Consider the following 22509-nt stretch of genomic DNA (forward strand, 5'->3'; position numbering starts at 1 on the left):
CTCCTCTTCCGGCAACGCGCCTCATTCTGTGATTTCAAACGCCTCCTCGAACCAATGCTCTTCGAGGTTGGGCCCGGCTCCAATTCGGTCGACCACCGCAAAAAGTCCGGGCGCATAAAGCGGGGTCAGAACGCCATGCCAAGTGTTGCGATGATAATTCACTCCCTGTCCGGGCGCTGTTTTGAAGGCGATGGGCCGACCGGGTTTTCCGTTTTCATCCGGGGCCACAACCACGACAAATGGTTTCTCCGACAAAGGCAAAAAGGCTTGGCTGCCATCCGGATGGCGTTCAACCATTTCCAACTTGATCGGCAGGCTGAAGGCTTCGGACTGAAACACGCTGATACCCGCGCGCCCATCGTGGAAATCCAACACGGCCCGGTCGTGATAGCGGGCGCATCTGCCCTGATTTATAAGCTTGTCCACCCGGCCAGCCGCCTCGATGACATCGCCAAATGGTGCAAATGCCTCTGACGTCAAGGGACGGAGTTTCAAGCCAGCCGTCATTGCGCGAACTTCTCGATCAGACGCAATTCGGCAATGCGCTCGACCTGACGGCAGGCTTCGGCAAATTCGCTGTCGCGGTCATTGTCGATGCGACGGCGAAAGGCTTCCAGAATGCTGGCCTTGGTGTTGTCTTTGACGGCAATGATGAAAGGAAAGCCGAACTTGGTCGTGTAGGCTTCGTTCAACGCCGTGAACGTTGCGCGTTCTTCATCGGTCAGCATGTCCAGACCCGCACCGGCCTGTTCCGCGGTGCTTTCCTTGGTCAGGCGGCCGGCGGCGGCCAGCTTGCCAGCCAGGTCCGGGTGGGCTGTCAGAACGCCAAGGCGCTGCTCGGGCGAGGCGGAACGGAACACACGCGCCAGCGCGTTGTGGACACCAGCGGCATTGTCATGCGTCGGGCCCATTTCCAGTTCGTACGCACCTTCGGCAATCCACGGGCTGTGCTCGAACACGCCGCCGAATTCCGACACAAAGGTTAGTCGATCCATTTTGGACGGGGTCAGACATTGCACCGGCGGGTGTTCAATGGCCCAGTGTTCGGCAATCTGCTCGCGCGTTGCGAACCAGACACCTTCGTGTTTCCTGAAATAATCAAGTGCGCGTTTTAGCGCCATGGCGCGACCGGGGCGACCGATCAGACGGCAGTGCAACCCAATCGAGAGCATCTTGGCCGCGCCCGCCTCACCCTCGGAATAGAGCATGTCAAAGCTGTCTTTCAGATAGCTTTCGAACTGTTCCCCATTGGTGAACCCCGCCTGAATTGCAAAGCGCATATCGTTGCAATCCAGTGTATAGGGCATGATCAGTTGATCCTTGCCCCCTGCCTTGATCCAGTATGGCAGATCGTCGGCGTAGCTGTCGGCGATATAGGCAAAGTCGCCTTCCTGAGCGGCCAATTCGACCGTATTCATCGAACAGCGGCCCGTATACCAACCACGGGGCGGCTGACCTGTAACCTCTGTGTGCAGGCGGATTGCTTCGCGGATCTGGGAACGTTCTTCTTCTGCGCCCATGTTCTTGTGTTCAATCCACTTCAAACCGTGGCTGGCGATCTCCCACCCGGCATGCTTCATCGCCGCAACCTGTGCAGGTGCACGTGCCAAAGCGGTTGCAACACCGTAGACGGTGACAGGCAGATCCTGCAAAAGGCGATGCACGCGCCAGAACCCCGCGCGGCTGCCGTATTCATAGATCGATTCCATGTTCCAATGCCGTTGCCCCGGCCAAGGGGCGGCGCCGGTGATCTCGGACAGAAACGCTTCGGATGCGGCATCGCCGTGCAGAACGTTGTTTTCACCGCCCTCTTCGTAATTCAGCACGATCTGAATGGCGATTTTGGCGTCGTTCGGCCAGTTTGCTTTGGGAACTTGCCCACCGTAACCGGTCATGTCTCGTGGATAAGGCTTCACATCGGTTTCCTTCTTCTTGAATTGATCAATACCCCAGATAATCAAAGATGTTTTTCAAAAAATGCAGAAAGCAGCTTCCCACAGACTGCCTTTGCTCCTGGATGCGAAAACAGACTAGTAACTGTATAACTTGAGGAGTAGCGCAAATGACCGGTTACCTTACAACACATGTTCTGGATACGGCCCGGGGGTGCCCCGCCGAAGGATTGAAAATCGAACTGTTCCGCATTGAAGGTGCAGACCGCCAGTTGCTGAAAACTCTGTTCACCAATGACGACGGCAGGACCAACGAACAAATTCTACCCGAAGCAGAGTTTTCAACAGGTGACTACGAACTTGTCTTCCATGCCGGGGATTACCTTGATGCCTGCGGCACACCACCTGAAAACCCGCGCTTTCTGAACGTCATCCCGATCCGGTTTGGAATGTCCGAACATTCGCATTACCACGTGCCTCTGCTGCTTTCGCCCTTCGGGTACTCGACCTATCGCGGCAGCTGAGCGACCTACCGGGCCGTATTTGCCGCCGCAATCGACGACCCGATGCGTTCGATTATGAATTCCATGAAAAGCCGCGTTTTGGGGTCCTGCATACGGCGGTGCGTAAACAGACATGCCATCTGAATCGGTTCTGGCGGCGTCTTTTCCGCCACCGGAACCAATGTCCCGGCCTTGAGATGTTGAGCGATCTCAAAAATCGGCTTCAACGCGATACCATGTCCGCCAAGGGCCCAGTCTGTCAGCACGTCGCCATCGTCTGACTCGTAGCGCCCGGAAACCCGGAACCGTTTTGGCCCCGTATCGGTCCTCAAAAGCCATTGAAACTCGGTCGCGCCCGGGAACCGCAAATTGAGACATTCGTGCTCATCAGCGATCAACGCGTCCCCGCTTTCGGGCATCCCGCGCCTTTTGATGTATTTCGGGGATGCACAAAGCACTCTTTCGACATCCGCGATCTTGCGAATACGCAGGTTGCTGTCCTCTGGCTGACCAAGAAAAAATGCCAGGTCCAGACCTTCGGTTGTCAGATCAACCTTTCGGTCGGTCAGCCTTAACCGGACGTTCACCTCGGGGTACTCGGCAAGAAACTTCGGGACCTGCGGCGCAATCAACCGACGCCCGACTCCCAACGGCGCCGCGACATAGAGTGACCCTTTCAGGTTTTCGGTCAGATTGACGATCTGGGCTTCGGCACTTTCGACCGCTTCAAGGATCTCTGCCGCGCCGCGATAGAAAGATTTTCCCTGCTCGGTGGGCGTCAGGCTGCGTGTCGTGCGTTGGAACAAACGCACGCCAAGATGCTCTTCCAGTTGCGATATACGCGCCGACGTGACGGCTGGCGAAACCCTCAGATCACGGCCCGCGGCGGACATGCTGCCCAATTCATAGACCCGGACAAAGGTTCTGATGTTATCAAGGTAGGACATTTTTTTGCATTTTTTGATACTGCTTGGTCTTTACCAGCAATACCAGAACAAAACACACTCGCATAGAGTAACCGGAAGCAAAGAATCTTAGGAGCAAAGCCATGTATGACTTGGCCGTAATGTGGGAGTGGATCGCCTTTTCCGTCCGCTGGCTGCATGTGATCACCGCGATGGCGTGGATTGGGGCGTCATTCTACTTTATCGCGCTGGACCTCATGCTAAAGCCGAACCCTGCCCTGCGGGACGGGGCCTACGGCGAAGAATGGGAAGTACATGGCGGCGGCTTCTACCACACTGTCAAATACCTGGTTGCGCCCTCGCGCATGCCCGAGCACCTGACCTGGCACAAATGGCAGAGTTACACGACCTGGCTGTCTGGTGCGGCGTTGCTCATGATCATATACTGGGTCGGGGGCGAGTTGTTCCTGCTTGATCCGACCAAAGTGGACCTTGCGCTGTGGCAGGGGATTCTGATTTCCGGCGGATCGCTGACCATTGGTTGGCTTCTCTACGATCAGATGTGCAAATCCAAGCTGAGCGATCACCCGACCGTTCTGATGCTGCTGTTGTTCGTGATCCTGGTGATCATGTCCTGGGGTTACAACCAGATCTTCACCGGTCGTGCCGCGCTTTTGCATCTTGGCGCCTTCACTGCAACGATCATGACGGCCAACGTGTTCTTTCAGATCATGCCGAACCAACGGATCGTGGTCGAAGACCTCAAGGCCGGTCGGACACCTGATGCCAAATACGGCAAGATCGCCAAGGTACGATCCACGCACAACAACTATCTGACTTTGCCGGTCGTGTTCCTGATGTTGTCGAACCACTATCCACTTGCTTTCGGCACCGAGTATTCCTGGATCATCGCCAGCCTGATCTTTCTGACGGGCGTCACCATCCGTCACTATTTCAACACGATGCACGCAACTGGGAAAGGCCCGCACTGGACCTGGGGCGTGACGGTTCTGCTAATGGTCGTGATCGCTTGGCTGTCTTCGGTGAGAAACACCGAGACATGGGAAGACGCCGAAGCGCGCGAGCTGACACTATACGAGCAGAAATATGCGTCCGCCGCGGGCTTCGAAGATGCCTATGACACGGTCTTGGGCAATTGCTCGATGTGCCACGCCCGCGAGCCGGTGTACGGCACCATGAAATGGGCCCCGAAGAAAGTTTACCTTGAGACACCCGGAGATGTGGCCCGACATGCTGACCAGATCTATCTGCAAGCCGGGATCAGCCACGCAATGCCGCCACCATCGGCAGTGCAAATGGATGAAGAGGCACGCCAAACCATCATCGCATGGGTGCGTGAAGTCAGAAACCAATAGGCGCGTGCGCGCGAAACCATGACAGCGAACCGGGCCGTGATGCCCGGTTTTTCTTTATGCGAAAAAGCGTTTGCTGTGCTGTGCGATATGTTCGACGAACAGGCGCACCTTGGGATCTTGCAGCTTTTTGTGCGGATAAAGACACCCGAAAATCGTTGGCAAGGGGGGCGTCTCGGGCAGGACCTCGACCAGCCGTCCATCCTCGAGAAACTCCCGCACGTCAAAGCGCGGCTTGTTGACGATCCCACGACCGGACAAGGCCCAGTCGGTCAGAACATCACCATCGTCTGCGTCGTATTTGCCGCCAACTTCAAGCTTTCGCGGCCCCATGTCAGTGCGAAGAGTCCAATAGTATTCCGGAGACCTAGGATAACGCAGCAACAGGCAGTTATGGGGCATGTGCAACAAATCATCCGGTGTTTTGGGCGTCCCAAACTGCGACAGGTAATCGGGCGAGGCGCACAGAACACGATCACAATCCGCGAACTTCCGCAGTTTCATGGTTGAATCGCCAGGCTCTCCAATGAAAAAGGCGATGTCCAGACCGTCAGCCAGAATGTCCACCTTGCGATCGGACAGGCGCATGCGAATCTCTGTTTCCGGGTAACGATCCGAGAATTCCGGCACCAGAGGCGCAACGATTCTGCGCCCGACACCCAAAGGCGCGGTGATGCGGATCGCCCCCCGCGGCGCGTCGGAAAAGCTGGCGACACGCGCTTCGGCGTGATCAAGCGCCAGCAGGACCGCCTTGGCTTCATCGTAGAATACCGTCCCCACTTCGGTTGGTGTCATCGATCGGGTGGTTCGGTTGAACAGCCGCACACCCAGATGGTTTTCAAGCTCTTTCAACCGTTTGCTGGCCACCGCCGGGGTCAACCGAAGATCTCGCCCGCCAGAGGTGATGCTGCCCAGCTCCATCACGCGGACAAAAACACGCAGACTTTCGATGTAAGACATTGGATCCTCCCAGCAGCGAAAGAATGCGGTATAGCCCCATCTTTTTCAACGATCTGTTGAAAGTATTTGCCATTTGCAGCGATTTTCCATCTCAATCTTTGCTCCTATGGTTCCACTGACCACCCTCCGGAAGGCAGGGGCAGAGGGAGAATTCCATGACGCATCGCACCCACATCCAATTTGTCCTCAATGGCAAGGATGTCTCCGTCCCAGACGTGTCGGCAGGCCAGACACTTCTTGATTTCCTGCGCCTGGAACGCCGACTGACAGGAACGAAGGAAGGCTGCGCCGAAGGCGACTGCGGCGCGTGCACCGTGCTTGTCGGACGGCTTGGGCGCTCGGGCCTGCGCTATGCTCCGGTCAATGCCTGTATCCGGTTTCTTGCCTCTGTAGACGGCTGTCATGTCGTGACGGTTGAACATCTGTCTGGGCCTCAAGGCCGGCTGCACCCGGTTCAACAAGCCATGGTCGATCACCATGGCAGCCAGTGCGGGTTCTGCACACCGGGCTTCGTCATGGCCCTTTATGCGCTTTGGATGCAAACTCCGGAACCGACCGAAGTACAGGTTGAAACCGCATTGCAGGGCAACCTGTGCCGCTGCACCGGGTATGAGCCGATCATCCGAGCGGCCATTGCCGTCAGCCGCTACGGCACCCCGTCATCTGATCATCTGAACACCGAACGCGAAACCATGACCGCGCGTCTGGCGGCCCTGAAGGACGGGCGGCGCGTGGTCTCCGGACCCGAAAACAACCTGAGCATTCTGCCATCCAGCGTCGATGATCTTGCCGAATGCCTGCAAGCTTATCCAAACGCCACGATCGTGGCCGGAGCCACCGATGTGGGCCTGTGGGTGACCAAGTTCCTGCGCGACATTGGCCCCGCCATTTTCACCGGTCATCTCGAAGACCTGAAAACAGTCGAAAGACAGGGGTCTCTCCTCCTGATCGGTGCCGGCGCCAGCTACACCGATTGCCAGGACCTTCTGTCTGAACACCTGCCACACCTGTCCTCCTACTGGGATCGCATCGCAGGGTGGCAGGTGCGGAATATGGGAACCGTAGGTGGGAATATCGCCAACGGCTCACCCATCGGGGACACGCCGCCGGTTCTCATCGCGCTCGGCGCGGAAATCACTCTGCGGCGCGGTTCCGAACGCCGAACCCTGCCTCTGGCTGACTTCTTCATCGACTATGGCAAGCAGGACCGTCTGCCAGACGAATTTGTCGAAAGCATCCGCGTGCCCCTGCCCCGACCCAATGATCTGGATGCGGCTTACAAGATTTCCAAGCGCCGAGACGAGGATATTTCTTCTGTGGCCGCCGGGCTGCACATGAGCGTCACAGACGGGATCATCAGCGATGTGCGCATTGCATTTGGGGGCATGGCCGCCACGCCTAAACGCGCATCGACAGCCGAGGCGGCGCTGAACGGCCAACCCTGGGCACGCGAAAGTTTCGAAGCCGCCGCTGAAGCGCTGGCCGAGGATTTCGCGCCTCTCACAGATTGGCGCGCATCGTCGGACTATCGGATGCTGACCGCCCAAAACCTTCTGCGCCGGTTCTTCCTTAAAAACGACCGCGAAACCGACACCCCCGTTCAACTGGCTTGTGCCTGATCAGGAGACGACAACATGAAAGACAACGTTTCCATCATTGGATCGGCTCACACCAATGTAAACCATGACAGTGCGGTCAAGCACGTCACGGGGCAGGCCGACTACACGGACGACATTGCGCTGCCACAAGGCGCGCTGCACGCGTATCTCGGCGTTTCAGACGTCGCGCACGCCAAGCTTCTGGGTATCGATTTCAGCGACGTTCTGGCAATGCCCGGCGTGGTCGGCGTACTGACCGCTGATGACGTGCCGGGGGCCAATGATATCAGCCCGACCCACCTAAACGACGAACCGGTTTTCCCGACCGATGCCATTCAGTTTCATGGGCAGCCTTTGTTTGCCGTTGTTGCCGAAACCCGCGAAATCGCGCGCCGGGCCGCAGAACTGGCAAAGATCAACTACGAAACCCTGCCTCACGCGCTGGACCCGATTGCCGCGCAGGAAGCCGGATATCCGCATGTCACAGCCCCCCTCAAGCTGGAACGCGGCGACGTCGCCCCGGCGCAAACTGCGGCACCAAACCGGATCAAAGGCCGCATGAATGTTGGCGGTCAGGACCACATGTACCTCGAAGGTCACATCGCCTTTGCCATTCCGGGTGAAGACGATGATGTGGTCGTACATTGCTCCACCCAGCACCCGTCCGAAGCGCAGCATATGGTGGCGCATGTCCTTGGGGTACCGTCCAACGCCGTTGTGGTTAACGTTCGCCGCATGGGCGGCGGATTTGGCGGCAAGGAAAGCCAGATGAACCTGTTCTGCGCGGTTGCCGCCATGGCCGCCAAAAAGTGGAACCGCGCCGTGAAAATCCGCCCTGACCGGGATCAGGACATGACGGCAACCGGTAAGCGCCATGATTTTGTGATCGATTACGACGTCGCCTTTGACGATGATGGCCGCATTCAAGCAGTCGAAGGCAGCTTTGCCGCGCGTTGCGGATTCTCGGCAGACCTGTCGGGACCTGTCACCGACCGGGCGCTGTTTCACGCGGACAACGCCTATTTCTATCCGAACGTCCGTCTGAACAGTCATCCAATGAAAACCAACACGGTGTCGAATACTGCGTTTCGAGGATTTGGCGGCCCGCAGGGTGTGATCGCGGCAGAGCGGATGATCGAAGAGATTGCCTATGCCACCGGGAAAGACCCCCTGGATGTACGTAAGGCGAATTTCTACGGCACCAAAGACCGTAACGTGACGCCGTATCACCAAGTGGTCGAAGACAGCATCCTCGACCGGCTGATCGGAGAGTTGGAAGAGACATCGGAATACCGCCAGCGCCGTCAGGACATAATTGAATTCAACAAGACATCGCCAATCCTGAAAAAAGGCATCGCGCTGACACCGGTCAAGTTTGGCATTTCGTTTACCGCGACCTGGTACAATCAGGCTGGCGCTCTGGTTCATGTTTACAATGACGGTTCGATCCATCTGAACCACGGTGGTACCGAAATGGGGCAAGGTCTCAACACCAAGGTTGCGCAGGTCGTGGCCGAGGCCTTTCAGGTTGACTTCAGCCGGATCAAGATTACCAAAACAACCACCGAGAAGGTTCCGAACACCTCGGCCACTGCAGCCTCCAGCGGGACCGATCTTAACGGCATGGCCGCGTTGAACGCGGTCGAGCAGATCAAAGCACGTCTGGTGAAATTCGCCGCCGAAACCTGGAATGTCGCCCCCGAAGAAGTGGCCTTCCACGCCAATCAGGTGCATATCGGCGACGAGGTTCTGCCCTTCGATGTGTTCATCAAACAGGCCTATCTGGCGCGCGTGCAGCTCTCGGCGGCCGGGTTCTACAAAACACCGAAAATCCACTGGGATCGGGCCAAGGGACAAGGCCGTCCGTTCTACTACTACTCCTACGGCGCGTCGTGTTCAGAAGTGACGATTGATACCCTTACAGGCGAATACCGCGTGGACCGAACAGATTTGTTGCACGACGTCGGACGCTCGCTGAACCCTGTGCTCGACAAGGGGCAAATCGAAGGCGCGTTTATTCAGGGCATGGGATGGCTAACCACCGAAGAGCTTTGGTGGGATGATGCCGGCCGTCTGCGTACCCATGCTCCGTCGACATACAAGATTCCGCTCGCGTCAGACCGCCCGCGTATCTTCAATGTGAAACTTGCCGATTGGTCGGAAAATCGCGAGTTGACCATCAAACGGTCCAAGGCCGTTGGCGAGCCGCCGTTCATGCTGGGCATTTCGGTGTTTGAGGCCTTGTCGATGGCCGTAGCCTCTGTAGCTGACTACCGCGAATGTCCGCGCCTTGACGCGCCAGCCACCCCCGAACGTGTGCTAATGGCAGTTGCGCGGCTGCAAGCGGGGCCCTGAGCCATGACTGCCCCCGGTTCCCTTAGCGAATTCCTGTCCACGCAGCACAGTGTGATCTGCATTGCGCTGACACGCGTGCGCGGGTCGTCGCCGCGCAACGAAGGGACCGAGATGTTCGTGGCACCCAGGGCACTGTGGGGAACCATCGGTGGTGGCCAATTGGAGTTCATGGCCATCAACGCCGCCCGCGACATGCTGCGCGACGGGGTGTTGCATCAGGATCTGGATGTGCCGCTTGGCCCCGAAATCGGCCAGTGCTGCGGTGGGCGGGTCGAGATGAAACTGACCCGCATGCGTGCGTCCGACAAATGGGCCGCCACAGAGCGCGCGACCCAGCGCGACGAGGCTTTGCCACACGTCTATGTCATGGGCGCGGGCCACGTGGGACGCGCTTTGGCCAATCAGTTTCAGCATCTGCCGGTGCGCTGCATCCTCGTCGACACCCGACCCGAAGAGGTCGAGCTTTGCACAGCCAATGTCGAAACCCGGGTCAGCGCGATTCCCGAAGCCGAAATCTGGCGCGCGCCCGCAGGCAGCGCCTTTGTCGTTCTGACCCATGATCACGGGCTGGATTTCCTGCTGACGACCGCCGCGCTGGAACGAAAGGATGCCGCTTATGTAGGGATGATCGGGTCCGCCACAAAGCGGATAAAGCTCAGGAACTGGGCGCAGAAACACTGTGACGGACAGTCCATCGAACATTTGAAATGCCCCATCGGGGCTAGCGGTAGCCGCGACAAGCGGCCCAGCGTCATCGCCGCCTTCGTGGCGGCCGAGGTGATGGCTGAATTGACCTCTGAAACTGCCGCGACCGCCCTGACCGGGGCAAACCAGGCACCCCTGCGGGGCCACCATCACGACCGGAAAGGGAGATCGGCCTGACACCTGTCGGGCCAAACCGGTCACATCAGAGGAGGAGACCGTCATGGACGGGAGGACCTATGAATACAAGCTGTTTACCCGCAACGATTTCAGCGCTTTCTGGGCGCTGTTTACCGACAACCTTGTCAACCTGCTGATCCTGTCCGGGGTCTGCCAATTCGTGTTTCAAATGCCTGCGGACATCGTCTTTGGCCGCATCGTTCCCGGCGCTGCCATCGCGATTTTGGCCGGTGTCGCTGTCTACACTTACCTCGCCAAATGGGCGGCAAACGCGCAGGGCAAAGACGTAACCGCGTTGCCCTACGGCATCTCGACGCCGGTTATGTTCGTCTACCTGTTCGGGGTGATCGGACCCATCTATTGGGCGACAAATGATCCAATGCTAGCCTGGCAAGTAGGCATCGGCGCCGGGTTCATGGGCGGCATCGTCGCGGCTCTGGGCGCCGTGGTTGGACCGTATCTCAAGCGGATCACGCCACGTGCGGGGATGCTGGGGACGCTGTGCGGCATTGCCCTGGTCTTCATCGGCTCTGTGCCGCTGGCCGAAGTGTTCGAGAACCCCATCATCGGCTTTACGTCGCTGCTGTTCATCCTCTGGGGTTTGATCGGCCGTTTCCGCCTGCCGGGCAATGTTCCGGCCGGCCTTGTCGCGATTGCTGCCGGTACCGTGATCGCCCTTCTGCTTGGCGAGTCCAAAATTGATGTCAGCGGCATCGGGTTCTACCCGCCGATCCCGTATTTCGGTGACCTGATCGCCGGTGTGCAATACCTGTTCGCCAACCCTGAGCTGTTCCTGGTGCTGATCCCCGTGCAGATCTACAATTTCATCGAAACGATGAACAACGTGGAATCCGCCGAAGCGGCAGGCGACCATTACCCTGTCGGGCTCTGCCAGGTGACGGACGGCGCAGGCACGATGCTGGGTGCTCTGTTTGGTTCGCCATTCCCGACAACCGTCTACATCGGCCATCCGGCCTATAAACGGCTGGATGCCCATGCGGGGTATATTGTCGGTGTGGCCGTTGTAATTGCCGCCGCCGCCTTTCTGGGGTTCCTGTCCTTCCTCGCGGGGCTGATCCCGATCGCCGCAGCCGCACCGGTACTGGTCTTTGTATCAGTCAGCCTGATCACCAACACGGCCTGGGCTGTGAAACCGATGCACATGGCTGCGGTATCCTTCGCGATCCTGCCCCATATCTCGGCCTTCCTGATGGTCAAATGGGGATCGTTGATGAACGCGCTGCGCAGCAGCGGTGTCGAAGGGCTGCCATCCTTGGGAGATCCTGATCTGACCTCGGCCCTTCTGATGGAAGGGGCTCATTACGAGGGGCACCTTGCCCTGAGCCAGGGGGCGATCATCACCGGTCTGGTCTGGGGTGCCATCGTGGCCGATGTGATTGACGGGCGCTTCCGGATGGCCGGCGCGTTTGCTGTCGCAGGTGGGCTGATGTCTTCGATCGGCATCATCCATTCCTACACGCTACAGATGCCTCAGTTCGACGGGATAACCATCGGCTATCTGATCATCGGTGCGTTTCTGTACGTCTACCCGGTGTTCGCCCCCAAAGAGGATCTTGAGCATCGCATCATCGTGCCGGACGAGCCCGACCTCATCGATGACGATTCACCCGCTCAGCAGGCCTGATCGGCAACGGGGCAGTCGAATGGCTGCCCCAGAAACCATCCCTTCCCGTTCAATCGTGGCCGTTCAAGAGGCAGAGTTTGCCCTGCGGTTGCTTGCAGATCTTTCTCCCGCCTATCTCAGAGTGACGGCATGTGGTTCGAATGGGTCTTGCAGAGGATCACCCTTGCGAACCACACATCTGCATCGGCTGGGTCACACAAAATAGACGACCACAGGTGATGTGCGAGGGGTCAAGACCCTCAACTGCAAGCCCCGCAATCGGCCAGGCGTGACGAATTTTGTCGTTTGCAGGCATTTTTGTCGCTTTCCGGCTTGTTGCGCTATGCTGGTGTGAACAAGAATACCTACGTATGAAGAGTTGTTTTCCAAATCCCATGGACCGCCGTGCCACCGGCTGTGACCTTGTGATCCCAGCCTGATCTCAGGGCGTCTGGCCCATATGCATCACGCTGTGATTACGGATTTTTCGGATAACCTCATGACAACTCAAGCGCTGCGCCTGGCCATCGATATTGGCGGCACGTTCACGGATACGGTTCTTGTCTCTGGCGAAGAGACGATACTTGCCTCGACCAAAACCCTGACCACGCATCACAACCCCGCCGACGGAGCCATGCAAGGCGCGACGCGCGTGATGCAACAGACAGGGCACCGTCTGAGCGAAGTCACCGGTTTCATTCACGGCACCACGCTGGCCACCAACGCGCTGATCGAAAAACGCGGCGCGGTCGTGGCAACCGTGACCACCGAAGGGTTCAGGGACATTCTGGAAATCGCCTACGAGCGGCGCTATTCGCAATACGACATCAATCTGGAAAAACCTGATCTGCTGGTGCCGCGTGAGCGCGCGCTGACGGTCCGCGAGCGCGTTTCCGCGGAAGGCAAGGTGTTGATTTCGCTGGAAGACACAGCCGTCGACGCGTTGTTGAAGGACATCGACGCCAGCGGAGCAGAAGCCATCGCCATCTGCCTGATGCACGCATATGCAAACCCCGAGCACGAGCGCAGGCTGCGCGATACGCTGGCGGACAGGCGACCCGATCTGACCGTCTCGATTTCGTCGGACGTCAGCCCCGAAGCGCGCGAATTCGACCGGCTGTGCACGACAGTCGCCAACGCCTATATCCAGCCTCTGATGGCAACGTATCTGGCCCGGTTTGTCCGACAATTCGAGGCCCAGGGCGTCACCTGTCCGATCCTGATGATGACAGCGGGTGGTGGAATGTGCACCATGCGAACCGCCGCGCGGTTTCCGATCCGGCTGGTGGAATCCGGCCCTGCCGGTGGTGCCATTCTGGCTGCCCGCGTCGCCGCCCACGCCGGTCTGGATCAGGTTCTGTCCTTTGACGTCGGCGGTACCACCGCCAAACTATGCCTGATCGACAACGCCCGTCCCCAGACCTCGCGCCAGTTCGAAATTGCCCGCGCCGCTCGGTTTATCAAAGGGTCCGGAATGCCGGTACGAATACCGGTCATCGAAATGATCGAGATCGGCGCCGGAGGCGGTTCGATTGCCGGGGTTGACCGGCTAGGACGGTTGACCGTAGGGCCAAAATCAGCCGGATCCGAGCCCGGCCCCGTCGCCTTCATGCGCGGCGGAACCGAACCCACGGTGACTGACAGTGATATTGCACTGGGATATATCGTACCCGACACGTTTGCCGAGGGGCATATTCAGCTTGATCCCGAAGCTTCGAAACGGGCGCTGAGCCGGGTGATCGGGTCAAAACTGGATCTGGATGCCGTAGGCGCCGCCGATGGCGTCAGCCGTATCGTCGACGAAAGCATGGCCAGCGCGGGTCGGATGCATGCGGTGGAATCCGGCAAGGACCTTGGCCCACGAACAATGATAGCGTTTGGGGGCAACGGGCCATTGCACGCCAGCCGGGTCGCGCGATCCGCCGGGGTCTGCCGCATCGTGATCCCGCCCGATCCCGGTGTAGGATCGGCCGTCGGCTTCCTGTTCGCTCCGGTGTCTTTCGAGATCGTCCGCTCGCGCTATTCGTTGCTGGGCAGCATGGACCTGAACGGGATCAACACGCTGTTCGAAGCCATGATTTCCGAGGCTAGAGAGGTCGTCTTCCAAGGGGCCGGCGATGTCCCGACCCAGACGCTGCGCACTGCCTTCATGCGCTACAACGGACAAGGGCACGAGATCGAGATCACCCTTCCCGACCGCCCCCTGACCGCCGAAGATATCGTGACGCTGACCTCTGCATTCGAACAGGAATACCGCAAGCAATTCTCGCGCCCGGTGCCGGGGATGCAGATCGAGATTCTCAATTGGGCGGTACGTGTCGCGACCTGTGACAGTGTCGTGCCGGCGGTTCCTGAAACGCCCCGGTTGAAGACAATCTCGGCGCCGGAAACCTGTCCGATCACCTGTGACGTGGACGGAGTGTCGAAACCAGCGGCCTTCGTAGCCCGAGCGGATCTGAAGCCCGGCGACCACCTTCACGGCCCCGCATTGATCACCGAGCCGCAGACAACCACGCTCGTGTCCGCCGACTTCTCGGCCCATGTGGATGCCATTGGAAACCTCGTCCTCGTTCGGGACCAGAAAGGAGGCGCATGATGTCGTCCGATCTTTCACACGATCTTTCGCCCGCCCGATTGCAGGTGATGTGGAATCGTCTGCTGGCCGTGGTCGAAGAACAGGGCCAAACCCTGATCCGCGCCGCCTTCAGCCCGATCGTACGCGAATGCGGCGACATCTCTGCCGGGATATTTGACGCCGATGGCCGGATGCTGGCGCAAGCCGTGACCGGCACGCCGGGGCACATCAACACCATGGCCGAGGCGGTGCAGCACCTGCGCCGGGCTTTCCCGGTTCAAACCATGAAGCCGGGCGACATCTACATGACGAACGACCCATGGCTTGCCTCGGGGCACCTGAACGATTTTCTGCTGATGATGCCCGCATTCAAGGATGGCAAGGTGGTGGGCTTTACCTCCTGCACGTCGCATCTCGTTGATCTGGGTGGGTTAGGCATGGGCCCCGAAGGTTCCGACATCTATGACGAGGGCCTGCTGATCCCGCCCTGCAAGCTGGTTGAGCAGGGCACCCCCAACGATTTGCTGCTGGACATCATCCGCGCCAACAGCCGCGAACCCGTCGCCAACGATGGCGACATCTATGCACTGATCGCCTGCTGCGAAGCCGGGGTTGCAAGGCTGCTGTCGATGATGGAGGAATTTGGTCTCGACGATCTAGGGACGCTCGGCTCGTACATCATCGACACGTCGCGCCGCGGCACGCTGGAGGCCATCGCCGACGTGCCCGAAGGTGTCTACAAGAATGTTCTGAAGATGGACGGCTATGAGAATGAGCTGGAACTGCACGCCACCCTGACCGTAAGGAAGGACGGCATGCATGTGGATTTCTCGGGCACTTCGGGCTGTTCGCGCAAGGGCATCAACGTGCCGCTGAACTATGCCACCGCCTATACGGTGTTTGCCTTGCGCTGCATTGTCGGCGCGGACATTCCCAACAATGCGGGATCGCTGGAGCCGTTTACCATTGACGGGCCAAAGGGCTGCATCCTGAACGCGCAGCGCCCGGTGCCGGTTGCGATGCGGCATACCTTGGGTCAGGTCACGCCCGATCTGGTTCTGGGCTGCCTGCATCAGGCCCTGCCCGATGCGGTCCCGGCCGAAGGTGCAAGTTGCATGTTCGACCTGCCCATGCGTCACGCGCCCGAAGTGGCTCGTGATGGCGGTCGCGAATTCGCGGTGGAACCCGTACACAATGGCGGAACCGGCGCGCGACCTCATGCCGATGGACTGTCGGCCACGGCCTATCCGTCCGGGGTGTTCGGCAGTCAGGTCGAGATCACCGAAAGCGTCGCACCCGTGACGATCTGGCGGCGCGAACTGCGCCCAGATTCCGGCGGCGCGGGCAAGTATCGCGGCGGGCTGGGGCAGCGGATCGAGATGACCTCGTCCAACGGTGCTCCCTTTATCGTTTTCCTTTCGGTCGAACGGCTGAAATACCCGGCGCTTGGCCGTATGGGCGGCAGACCCGGCGCGCCCGGTCGCATCTGTTTCAGGGACGGCGCAAACGATATTCCGGGCAAAGGAGAGTTGCGGGTGGAACACGGTGATTATCTGATCTTCGATACACCGGGCGGCGGTGGATTTGGCGACCCTGCCGAACGCGACCCGGATGCGCTGGCGCTGGACATCAAACGCGGGTTGGTAACTGCGCAAGGCGCCAGGATTTACGCGGGTGACGCATGATCCGACCGGTTCCTTACATTGGCGCCATGGCCGCTTATGCGCTGGCTGATCCGAACGGCGCAGACACGGTTTCACTGGCGCAGAACGAAAGCGCCTTTCCCGCAAGCCCCGCCGCCGTTGCGGCCGGGCAGGCAGCGCTGGCGGATCTGGCCCTTTATCCCGATCCGGAATGGGCCGAAATGCGCTCGGCCATTGCCGAGGTGCACGGGCTCGTCCCCGCGCGCATTTTATGTGGGGCGGGCTCGATGGAACTGATTGGCTGTCTGATCCGCGCCTTTGCCGGGCCGGGCGATCAGGTGCTGGGCACACAATATGGCTATGCCTTTGTCGCCTCGGCGACAGCTCAGGCACAGGCCGAATATGTGGCAGCGCCCGAGGTCGATTTGACCGTATCGGTGGACGCGCTTCTGGCCGCTGTCACACCTGCCACCCGCATTGTGTTCGTCTGCAATCCGGGCAACCCCACCGGCACGCTGATCCCGAATGACGAAATTGTCCGTCTGCGATCGGATCTGCCTGGCGATACACTGCTGGTGGTGGATCAAGCCTATGCGGAATTTGCCGATGCCACGAACGATCCTGCGCAGATCTTTGCGCTGGTGGATCGGGGCGACACGGTGATCACGCGTACATTTTCCAAAGCCTACGGGCTGGCTGGGGCGCGGGCCGGCTGGGGCTGTTTCCCAAGCGAAATCTCGGGCGAGGTCCGCAAGCTTTTGAATCCCAACAATATCTCGATTGCCTCGCAGGCAGCGGCGGCGGCGGCGATGCGCGATCAGGCCCATATGTGCAACGTGGTCGCACGGACAGCCGAAATTCGGGACCGGTTTGCGCAGGAATGCCGCGAACTGGGCCTGAGCGTGCCGGAAAGCCACACCAATTTCGTGCTGATCCGCTTTGCTTCGACCGCGCAGGCACAGCGCGCCGACACGGCCCTGCGGGCGGAGGGCCTGATGATGCGCGGCATGGGCGGCTATGGTTTGTCGGACTGTTTGCGCGCCACGATCTGTGCGCCCGAGGTGATGGACAAGGCCCGCGACGTCTTGAAAGGAACGCTGACATGACCGAGACCCGCACAGCCGCCAAGATCGGTGTTCTGGTGCCCTTCACCAACACCAATCTGGAACCGGATATGGAGATGCTGCGACCGCCAAACACCACCATCCATTTCCAGCGCATGGGCGGCTATGACGTGGATGAAATTCCCGGCTCGGATCAAATGGCAGGTTTGGGTGCTTCGGATATCAGCCACGATCTGCGGATGATCTCGGGGGTGCGGCCCGATGTGGTGCTGTACGGCTGCACCTCGGCCACCCTGACCCATGGGCCGTCTTTCGACGCTGAGCTGGCGCAACAGATAAAATCGGAATCCGGTGCGCTGTCGCTGACCGCGGCCGGATCATTAATCGCCGCAATCAAGGCACTGGGGGCCACAAAGGTCGGCTTTTCCTCGCCCTATCTGGGCGAAATAAACGTTCAGGCGATGGATTTCATGGCCCAGAACGGAATCGAGACCGTTCGATGCACCGATGTCGGCCGAAAGCTGGGCAATTACGGTCAGGGAGAGCTGACCCCGGACGACGTCTATGAACTGGCCTGTCAGGCCGATCACCCGCAGGCACAGGCCATAATTCTCAGCTGCACCGACATGCGTTCGGTCGAGGCGATCGACCGGATTGAAGCAACGCTGGGCAAGCCGGTTGTCACCTCAAATCAGGCGATGATGTTCTGCCTTATGCGGGCTCTGAACCTACCGCGTCACGACGCGCTGCCGGGGCGATTGTTCGACCTGCTCTGACCGGATCAGGGCGCAAGGCGATAGTTTAACGGATCAAACTCACCTCGAACCGGTCTTGGATCACCCAGACTTGTTCCCAGCTCCAATTCAACCTGTGCAGCAGGCGGCAAGACCGTCGCCGCGCCGTCATCAGGATCAAGGGTGCGGATGTGCCGGTCGGAATGCGTATATACGGCAGCTTCGGCAGATTTTACGTCTGGTCGGCGGGGGCGTAGATCAACGCGCCAAGGTCTGAGAATTTCGAACCTGGCGCGCCCAGCCCCAGAACCGCGTCACGAATTGCGGCAGCACGGGATGCACCCAGTGATGGTGTCGCAAATTCCATGAATTTGTCGATCACTTCTGTCTCATCCATTGGTGCCTCGGGTCCGCCGCGTGCATGTACGTCGCCCGACTCGAGTATCCGCCCGTCGGTCAGGGTGATGCTGACATCGGCGAACCGGCTTTCGGGGAAACGGTCAGAATGGCGTGCGGCCTCTGCAACCGAGATACGCTCGACGATCGAGGCGACCAGCGGGTCGGCCAGGCCCGCGCCGGTGATGTTCTCGACCCCGATCCGGCCATGCGCAACCATTGTCGCGACGGCAAATGGCAGCGAATACTGCGCCTTGGACGTATCATCCGGCATGCCCCTGAAAAGGCAAGCGCTTTCCCGAAACGTGTTTACATGAATCGCGGCAACATCCCGGTGAGTCAGGTCGTTTTCACGCATGAGTGCACGGGTGGCATCAATTGCGGCGTGGGCCCAACGGCAGATCGGGTAGGGTTTGACATATTGATGCTCCATTTGCCAGAAATCGCCCAGATCTTGCCAATGGGGGGCAACGTCTGCCGCTTCGATGGTGATGGCCGGTGCCCCGGTAAAGCCTTTCTCGGCCAATACCGCTGAAGAAATGCCAACCAACGCGCCCCAGCCCGAACCGTCATGCAGCATGGTGGGATTGGCGATCTCGCGCATCATCTGGCTGCGCGGGCCATGATATTCGGCGATCCCCATGGCCTGCCGCATCTGTTCGGCCTTCAAACCGCGCAAACGCGCCGCCACGGCCACCACGCCAATCGCGTTCCAAGCTCCGGATGTGTGATAATCGCTGACGGTGTCATGCAAAGAAATGCCCGCGCGTCCCGCGACCTCGTATCCAACGATCACCGCCGCCAGCGCTTCGAGGCCTGAAAAATCTTGAACGGTTTCAGCCAGTGCCGCCAGTGCGGGAACGACGACAACCCCGATGTGGCCTTTGGTCGGATTGTATCCATCATGTCCGTCCAAATTGTCGGTCTGTGTGGCCGCTGCATAGGCCGCACCCGCGACGCTGACGCGACGACCGTCGAAAAGCATGCGCGCGCTCAGCCCCGGATCGCCCGCGCCAAACAGCGCTACCGCACTCTCGCGCGCAATCTGTCCGGCCTGCATCGGCCCCGATCCTATGGTGATCCCCAGCGTATCCAGCAGCATCAACGCCGCTGCCTTGCGTGCGGTGTCGGGAAAATCCTGCGCGGCACGCTTCAGCGCAAAATCTGCAACGGTCTGAAAGGTATCTGTCACGGTGTCCAGTCGAGGTTTTTCTTTCGGGTTCCGGATACAAGAAAAAGCCTATGTGAATTTGCGCATAGCGGCACGAAAACAATCATGGGGCAATGGCCCCGGATTATTTGTGACTAGGACCAGATCGCGTTTCGAGGCAGAACCATACGTGTGAGTCGCTCATGGGCAAGACAGCAAGCCCTGGGCTTATTAGTTCTTTGCAATGTGCCTTGCCTGAGAAACATCCGTCATGATGAATCTTCCACACCTGACCTTTCTGCGTTCGTTCGAAGCGGCGGCACGGCACCTGAGCTTTACCGCTGCAGCCGAAGAGTTGAACTGCACCCAATCTGCCGTCAGCAATCATGTCCGCTCGTTGGAAGAGTTTTTGCAGCGCCCCCTATTCGTGCGCCATCCCCGGTCGCTGTCGCTGACAGATGTGGGTGAGGCCTATCTGCCGTCAGTGCGCCATGCCCTCCAGGAAATCAACGCTGCCACGCAATCGGTCATCGTGCGGTCGCATACCCGCAAAGTGGTGGTATCTTGCCCGGTCAGTCTGGCCGAGAACTGGTTGCCGGATGTGATCCGCGGTTTCAACGCGGTGCATCCCGATATTGATCTGACGGTTCACGGCACTGTCTGGGCTGATGTCGAACCAAATGTTTCGGACATCTCGCTGACGATCAATCATGTCGACGATGTGTTGCCCGACGCCCATCGTTTGTGGGTCGAAAAACTGGCCTTGGTCTGTGCGCCCGACTTTCTGGTCGATGGCGAGCCGCTGACCGACCCCAAGCAATTGCAGAATGCACCGCTGATCCATATCCTGGGCCGCCCCTCCTATTGGGAGCACGCGGCGCGGCATTTCGGATTGTCCGATCTGAGCCAGAAGGGCGGTTTGCGGACAAATGTCTCGAATCTGGCGATGGAAATGGCCGCCAAGTCACTGGGATGCGTCGCCCTGCCCCGGTCGCTGGCCCGGTCCTATGTCGAGCGGGGGCTGCTGATCGAGCCTTTCCGGTTTGATCTGAACAGCCCCTGGACCTATTTCATGCGTCTCAAGGAAAAACCCGTTTCGCCACCGGTCCGGCTGTTTCAGAATTGGCTGTTGCAAGCCGCCGCTAAAATGGACAGCTGATCGACCTGTCATTTGCCGGGCCATGTCACGCGGCCCCTTTTATCCCTTACGCCGTCTTGTTGGTGGCGAGAACGCGCGATCACCCCCGCGTCTCATCAATACTTAAGGCAGGAGCTATTCCAGCCATCAACAACACCCTCTGTTCAACCGAATTTCAACACCAACCGGTCTTCCTGATCCCCGGCTCCGCTAAACAAAACGGACATGGTCGCGGTTTCGAAGGGCTTTGCACCGTCTGCGTTCTTATTGCCTCAATATCCGCAAGAATCTATGGGATGCACCACACAACTGCTGACGGCCATTGAAACCGGCGTCAGTTTCTTTGATTGTGCCCACGCCGTCCGTGGTAATTGGTAAGAAGGATTTTTGGATGCGTATTGCAATAATCGGCACCGGTTATGTTGGCTTAGTGTCCGGTGTATGCTTTTCGGACTTTGGTCATGACGTGATTTGCGTCGACAAGGCTGAGCAAAAGATCGACATGCTCAAGGCCGGAGAAGTGCCGATCTATGAACCGGGCCTGGATGTGCTGATGGCAAAAAACGTTGCTGCTGGTCGCCTGAGTTTTTCAACCGATCTGAAAACAGCAGTTGATGGCGCCGATGCGGTTTTCATCGCGGTCGGAACTCCGACCCGACGAGGAGACGGCCACGCGGATTTGACCTATGTGATGGCGGCGGCGGAAGAGATCGCCCAAGCGGTTACCGGTTACACGGTCATTGTCACCAAATCGACCGTGCCGGTGGGAACAAACAGAAAAGTTCAGGAGGTCGTTGCGGCCGCCAACCCCGCAGCCGAATTCGACGTGGCCTCGAACCCTGAGTTTCTGCGCGAAGGCGCTGCAATCGATGACTTCATGCGCCCCGATCGCGTCGTGGTGGGTGTGGAAAACGATCGCGCCGCCGAAGTGATGGCCGAGATTTACCGACCGCTTTATCTGCGTGACTTCCCGATCCTGACCACCGATCTGGAAAGCGCCGAGATGATCAAATACGCCGCCAACGCGTTTCTGGCGACCAAGATCACTTTCATCAATGAAATCGCGGGCCTGTGTGAAAAGGTCGGTGCGGATGTCAAGGAAGTTTCCCGCGGCATCGGTCTGGACGGACGAATTGGCAACAAATTCCTGCACGCGGGGCCGGGCTATGGTGGGTCTTGTTTTCCGAAGGATACCGCCGCGCTGGCGCGGATCGGGCAGGATCATGCATATCCGATGCAGATCACGGAAACCGTCATTCGGGTGAATGACGAGGTCAAGAAGCGGATGATCGAAAAAATCCGCGACGCCTGCGACGACCGCCTTTACGGCAAGACGGTGGCGGTTCTGGGTGTCACTTTCAAACCCAACACGGATGACATGCGCGACGCGCCATCACTGTCCATTATTCCCGCTTTGATCGGCGGAGGGGCCAAAGTGCGCGTCGTCGATCCGCAGGGCAAAGCGGAAGGCGATGCATTATTGCCCGGAGTCGAATGGTGCGACGATCCCTATGCAGCGGTTCAAGGGGCTGACGTTGTGGTGTTGCTGACAGAGTGGAACGAGTTCCGCGCGTTGAACCTGACCCAGCTGGCCGGTTCCATGAACTCTGCCCGAATGGTGGATCTGCGCAATATCTATTCAAAGTCACAGGCGCTGAAATCCGGCTTTGAAACCTATGTCGGCGTTGGACGCTGAACGCACACCGCCTGTTGGATC

The 22509-nt window shown here is 59.0% G+C and carries 17 protein-coding genes; 12 read left to right on the forward strand and 5 right to left on the reverse strand.

The genetic code is table 11. The features are described from left to right. Window positions 1–21: 21 nt before the first annotated feature. Both I9185_RS14980 and puuE read right to left on the reverse strand, forming a co-directional pair. Window positions 22–507 (reverse strand): ureidoglycolate lyase, encoded by a 486-nt coding sequence (locus I9185_RS14980; protein WP_210093443.1) that lies wholly within the window; start codon window positions 505–507, stop codon window positions 22–24. After that, window positions 504–1916, reverse strand: a complete 1413-nt coding sequence (gene puuE, locus I9185_RS14985) for an allantoinase PuuE (RefSeq protein WP_210093444.1) — start codon at window positions 1914–1916, stop codon at window positions 504–506. The genes I9185_RS14980 and puuE overlap by 4 nt, the downstream gene beginning before the upstream one ends. Window positions 1917–2062: 146 nt before the next feature. On the opposite strand from puuE, the gene uraH reads away from it, so the two are divergent. Next, window positions 2063–2416, forward strand: a complete 354-nt coding sequence (gene uraH, locus I9185_RS14990) for a hydroxyisourate hydrolase (protein WP_171636440.1) — start codon at window positions 2063–2065, stop codon at window positions 2414–2416. Between the two features lie 5 nt (window positions 2417–2421). Here uraH and I9185_RS14995 read toward each other — a convergent pair whose 3' ends face one another. Beyond that, window positions 2422–3342 carry a LysR family transcriptional regulator gene (locus tag I9185_RS14995; protein WP_171724587.1) on the reverse strand — a complete coding sequence of 307 codons (921 nt, stop codon included), beginning with the start codon at window positions 3340–3342 and terminating at the stop codon, window positions 2422–2424. 101 nt (window positions 3343–3443) lie between these two features. Here I9185_RS14995 and I9185_RS15000 point away from each other — a divergent pair, with 101 nt between their 5' ends. Next, window positions 3444–4676, forward strand: coding sequence for a urate hydroxylase PuuD (locus tag I9185_RS15000; protein ID WP_210093445.1), 1233 nt, complete (start codon window positions 3444–3446; stop codon window positions 4674–4676). Between the two features lie 54 nt (window positions 4677–4730). On the opposite strand, the gene I9185_RS15005 is transcribed toward I9185_RS15000, so the two are convergent. Next, window positions 4731–5633, reverse strand: a complete 903-nt coding sequence (locus I9185_RS15005) for a LysR family transcriptional regulator (RefSeq protein WP_171636446.1) — start codon at window positions 5631–5633, stop codon at window positions 4731–4733. A gap of 155 nt (window positions 5634–5788) precedes the next feature. Here I9185_RS15005 and xdhA point away from each other — a divergent pair, with 155 nt between their 5' ends. From xdhA to I9185_RS15045, 8 genes are all read left to right on the forward strand, one after another. Next, the gene (gene xdhA, locus I9185_RS15010) at window positions 5789–7252 is read left to right on the forward strand and encodes a xanthine dehydrogenase small subunit (RefSeq protein WP_210093446.1); all 1464 of its coding nucleotides are present in this window, start codon (window positions 5789–5791) and stop codon (window positions 7250–7252) included. A gap of 15 nt (window positions 7253–7267) precedes the next feature. Continuing rightward, window positions 7268–9586: a xanthine dehydrogenase molybdopterin binding subunit gene (gene xdhB / locus I9185_RS15015; RefSeq protein WP_210093447.1), complete on the forward strand. Its 2319-nt coding sequence runs from the start codon at window positions 7268–7270 to the stop codon at window positions 9584–9586. Between the two features lie 3 nt (window positions 9587–9589). Next, on the forward strand, window positions 9590–10468 hold the full coding sequence (gene xdhC / locus I9185_RS15020) for a xanthine dehydrogenase accessory protein XdhC (RefSeq protein ID WP_171724592.1): 879 nt from the start codon (window positions 9590–9592) through the stop codon (window positions 10466–10468). A gap of 43 nt (window positions 10469–10511) precedes the next feature. Then, window positions 10512–12113, forward strand: a complete 1602-nt coding sequence (locus I9185_RS15025) for a xanthine/uracil/vitamin C permease (protein WP_210093448.1) — start codon at window positions 10512–10514, stop codon at window positions 12111–12113. Window positions 12114–12591: 478 nt separating this feature from the next. Next, window positions 12592–14688, forward strand: coding sequence for a hydantoinase/oxoprolinase family protein (locus I9185_RS15030; RefSeq protein ID WP_171636456.1), 2097 nt, complete (start codon window positions 12592–12594; stop codon window positions 14686–14688). Next, entirely contained in the window at window positions 14688–16352 is a 1665-nt protein-coding gene (locus I9185_RS15035; protein ID WP_210093449.1) for a hydantoinase B/oxoprolinase family protein, read from the forward strand. The genes I9185_RS15030 and I9185_RS15035 overlap by 1 nt, the downstream gene beginning before the upstream one ends. Next, a complete protein-coding gene (locus I9185_RS15040; RefSeq protein ID WP_210093450.1) occupies window positions 16349–17416 on the forward strand; it encodes a histidinol-phosphate transaminase in 1068 nt (355 codons plus the stop codon). Before I9185_RS15035 ends, I9185_RS15040 begins: the two co-directional genes overlap by 4 nt. Continuing rightward, complete coding sequence (locus I9185_RS15045) at window positions 17413–18150, forward strand: Asp/Glu racemase (RefSeq protein WP_209835085.1); 738 nt, start codon at window positions 17413–17415, stop codon at window positions 18148–18150. The genes I9185_RS15040 and I9185_RS15045 overlap by 4 nt, the downstream gene beginning before the upstream one ends. 190 nt (window positions 18151–18340) lie before the next feature. Here the strand turns inward: I9185_RS15045 and I9185_RS15050 are convergent, their stop codons facing one another. Further along, window positions 18341–19696 (reverse strand): MmgE/PrpD family protein, encoded by a 1356-nt coding sequence (locus I9185_RS15050; protein WP_210093451.1) that lies wholly within the window; start codon window positions 19694–19696, stop codon window positions 18341–18343. A 229-nt stretch (window positions 19697–19925) separates the two neighbouring features. Between I9185_RS15050 and I9185_RS15055 the strand changes: the two genes are divergently transcribed. Beyond that, window positions 19926–20813, forward strand: a complete 888-nt coding sequence (locus I9185_RS15055; protein ID WP_210093452.1) for a LysR substrate-binding domain-containing protein — start codon at window positions 19926–19928, stop codon at window positions 20811–20813. Window positions 20814–21183: 370 nt separating this feature from the next. Beyond that, the gene (locus tag I9185_RS15060; RefSeq protein WP_210093453.1) at window positions 21184–22488 is read left to right on the forward strand and encodes a UDP-glucose/GDP-mannose dehydrogenase family protein; all 1305 of its coding nucleotides are present in this window, start codon (window positions 21184–21186) and stop codon (window positions 22486–22488) included. The last annotated feature ends 21 nt before the right edge of the window (window positions 22489–22509 follow it).

The sequence above is a fragment of the Ruegeria sp. HKCCSP346 genome, assembly GCF_017872595.1.
Classification (GTDB): Bacteria; Pseudomonadota; Alphaproteobacteria; order Rhodobacterales; family Rhodobacteraceae; genus Ruegeria.

Bases quoted from the DNA above. Each gene is read 5' to 3' on its own strand.
- uraH (WP_171636440.1), top strand. From the start codon at position 2,063: ATGACCGGTTACCTTACAACACATGTTCTGGATACGGCCCGGGGGTGC.
- I9185_RS15000 (WP_210093445.1), top strand. From the start codon at position 3,444: ATGTATGACTTGGCCGTAATGTGGGAGTGGATCGCCTTTTCCGTCCGC.
- I9185_RS14995 (WP_171724587.1), bottom strand. From the start codon at position 3,342: ATGTCCTACCTTGATAACATCAGAACCTTTGTCCGGGTCTATGAATTG.
- I9185_RS15025 (WP_210093448.1), top strand. From the start codon at position 10,512: ATGGACGGGAGGACCTATGAATACAAGCTGTTTACCCGCAACGATTTC.
- I9185_RS15055 (WP_210093452.1), top strand. From the start codon at position 19,926: ATGATGAATCTTCCACACCTGACCTTTCTGCGTTCGTTCGAAGCGGCG.
- I9185_RS14980 (WP_210093443.1), bottom strand. From the start codon at position 507: ATGACGGCTGGCTTGAAACTCCGTCCCTTGACGTCAGAGGCATTTGCA.
- I9185_RS15005 (WP_171636446.1), bottom strand. From the start codon at position 5,633: ATGTCTTACATCGAAAGTCTGCGTGTTTTTGTCCGCGTGATGGAGCTG.
- I9185_RS15060 (WP_210093453.1), top strand. From the start codon at position 21,184: ATGCGTATTGCAATAATCGGCACCGGTTATGTTGGCTTAGTGTCCGGT.
- I9185_RS15045 (WP_209835085.1), top strand. From the start codon at position 17,413: ATGACCGAGACCCGCACAGCCGCCAAGATCGGTGTTCTGGTGCCCTTC.
- I9185_RS15035 (WP_210093449.1), top strand. From the start codon at position 14,688: ATGTCGTCCGATCTTTCACACGATCTTTCGCCCGCCCGATTGCAGGTG.
- xdhB (WP_210093447.1), top strand. From the start codon at position 7,268: ATGAAAGACAACGTTTCCATCATTGGATCGGCTCACACCAATGTAAAC.
- I9185_RS15040 (WP_210093450.1), top strand. From the start codon at position 16,349: ATGATCCGACCGGTTCCTTACATTGGCGCCATGGCCGCTTATGCGCTG.
- xdhA (WP_210093446.1), top strand. From the start codon at position 5,789: ATGACGCATCGCACCCACATCCAATTTGTCCTCAATGGCAAGGATGTC.
- xdhC (WP_171724592.1), top strand. From the start codon at position 9,590: ATGACTGCCCCCGGTTCCCTTAGCGAATTCCTGTCCACGCAGCACAGT.
- I9185_RS15030 (WP_171636456.1), top strand. From the start codon at position 12,592: ATGACAACTCAAGCGCTGCGCCTGGCCATCGATATTGGCGGCACGTTC.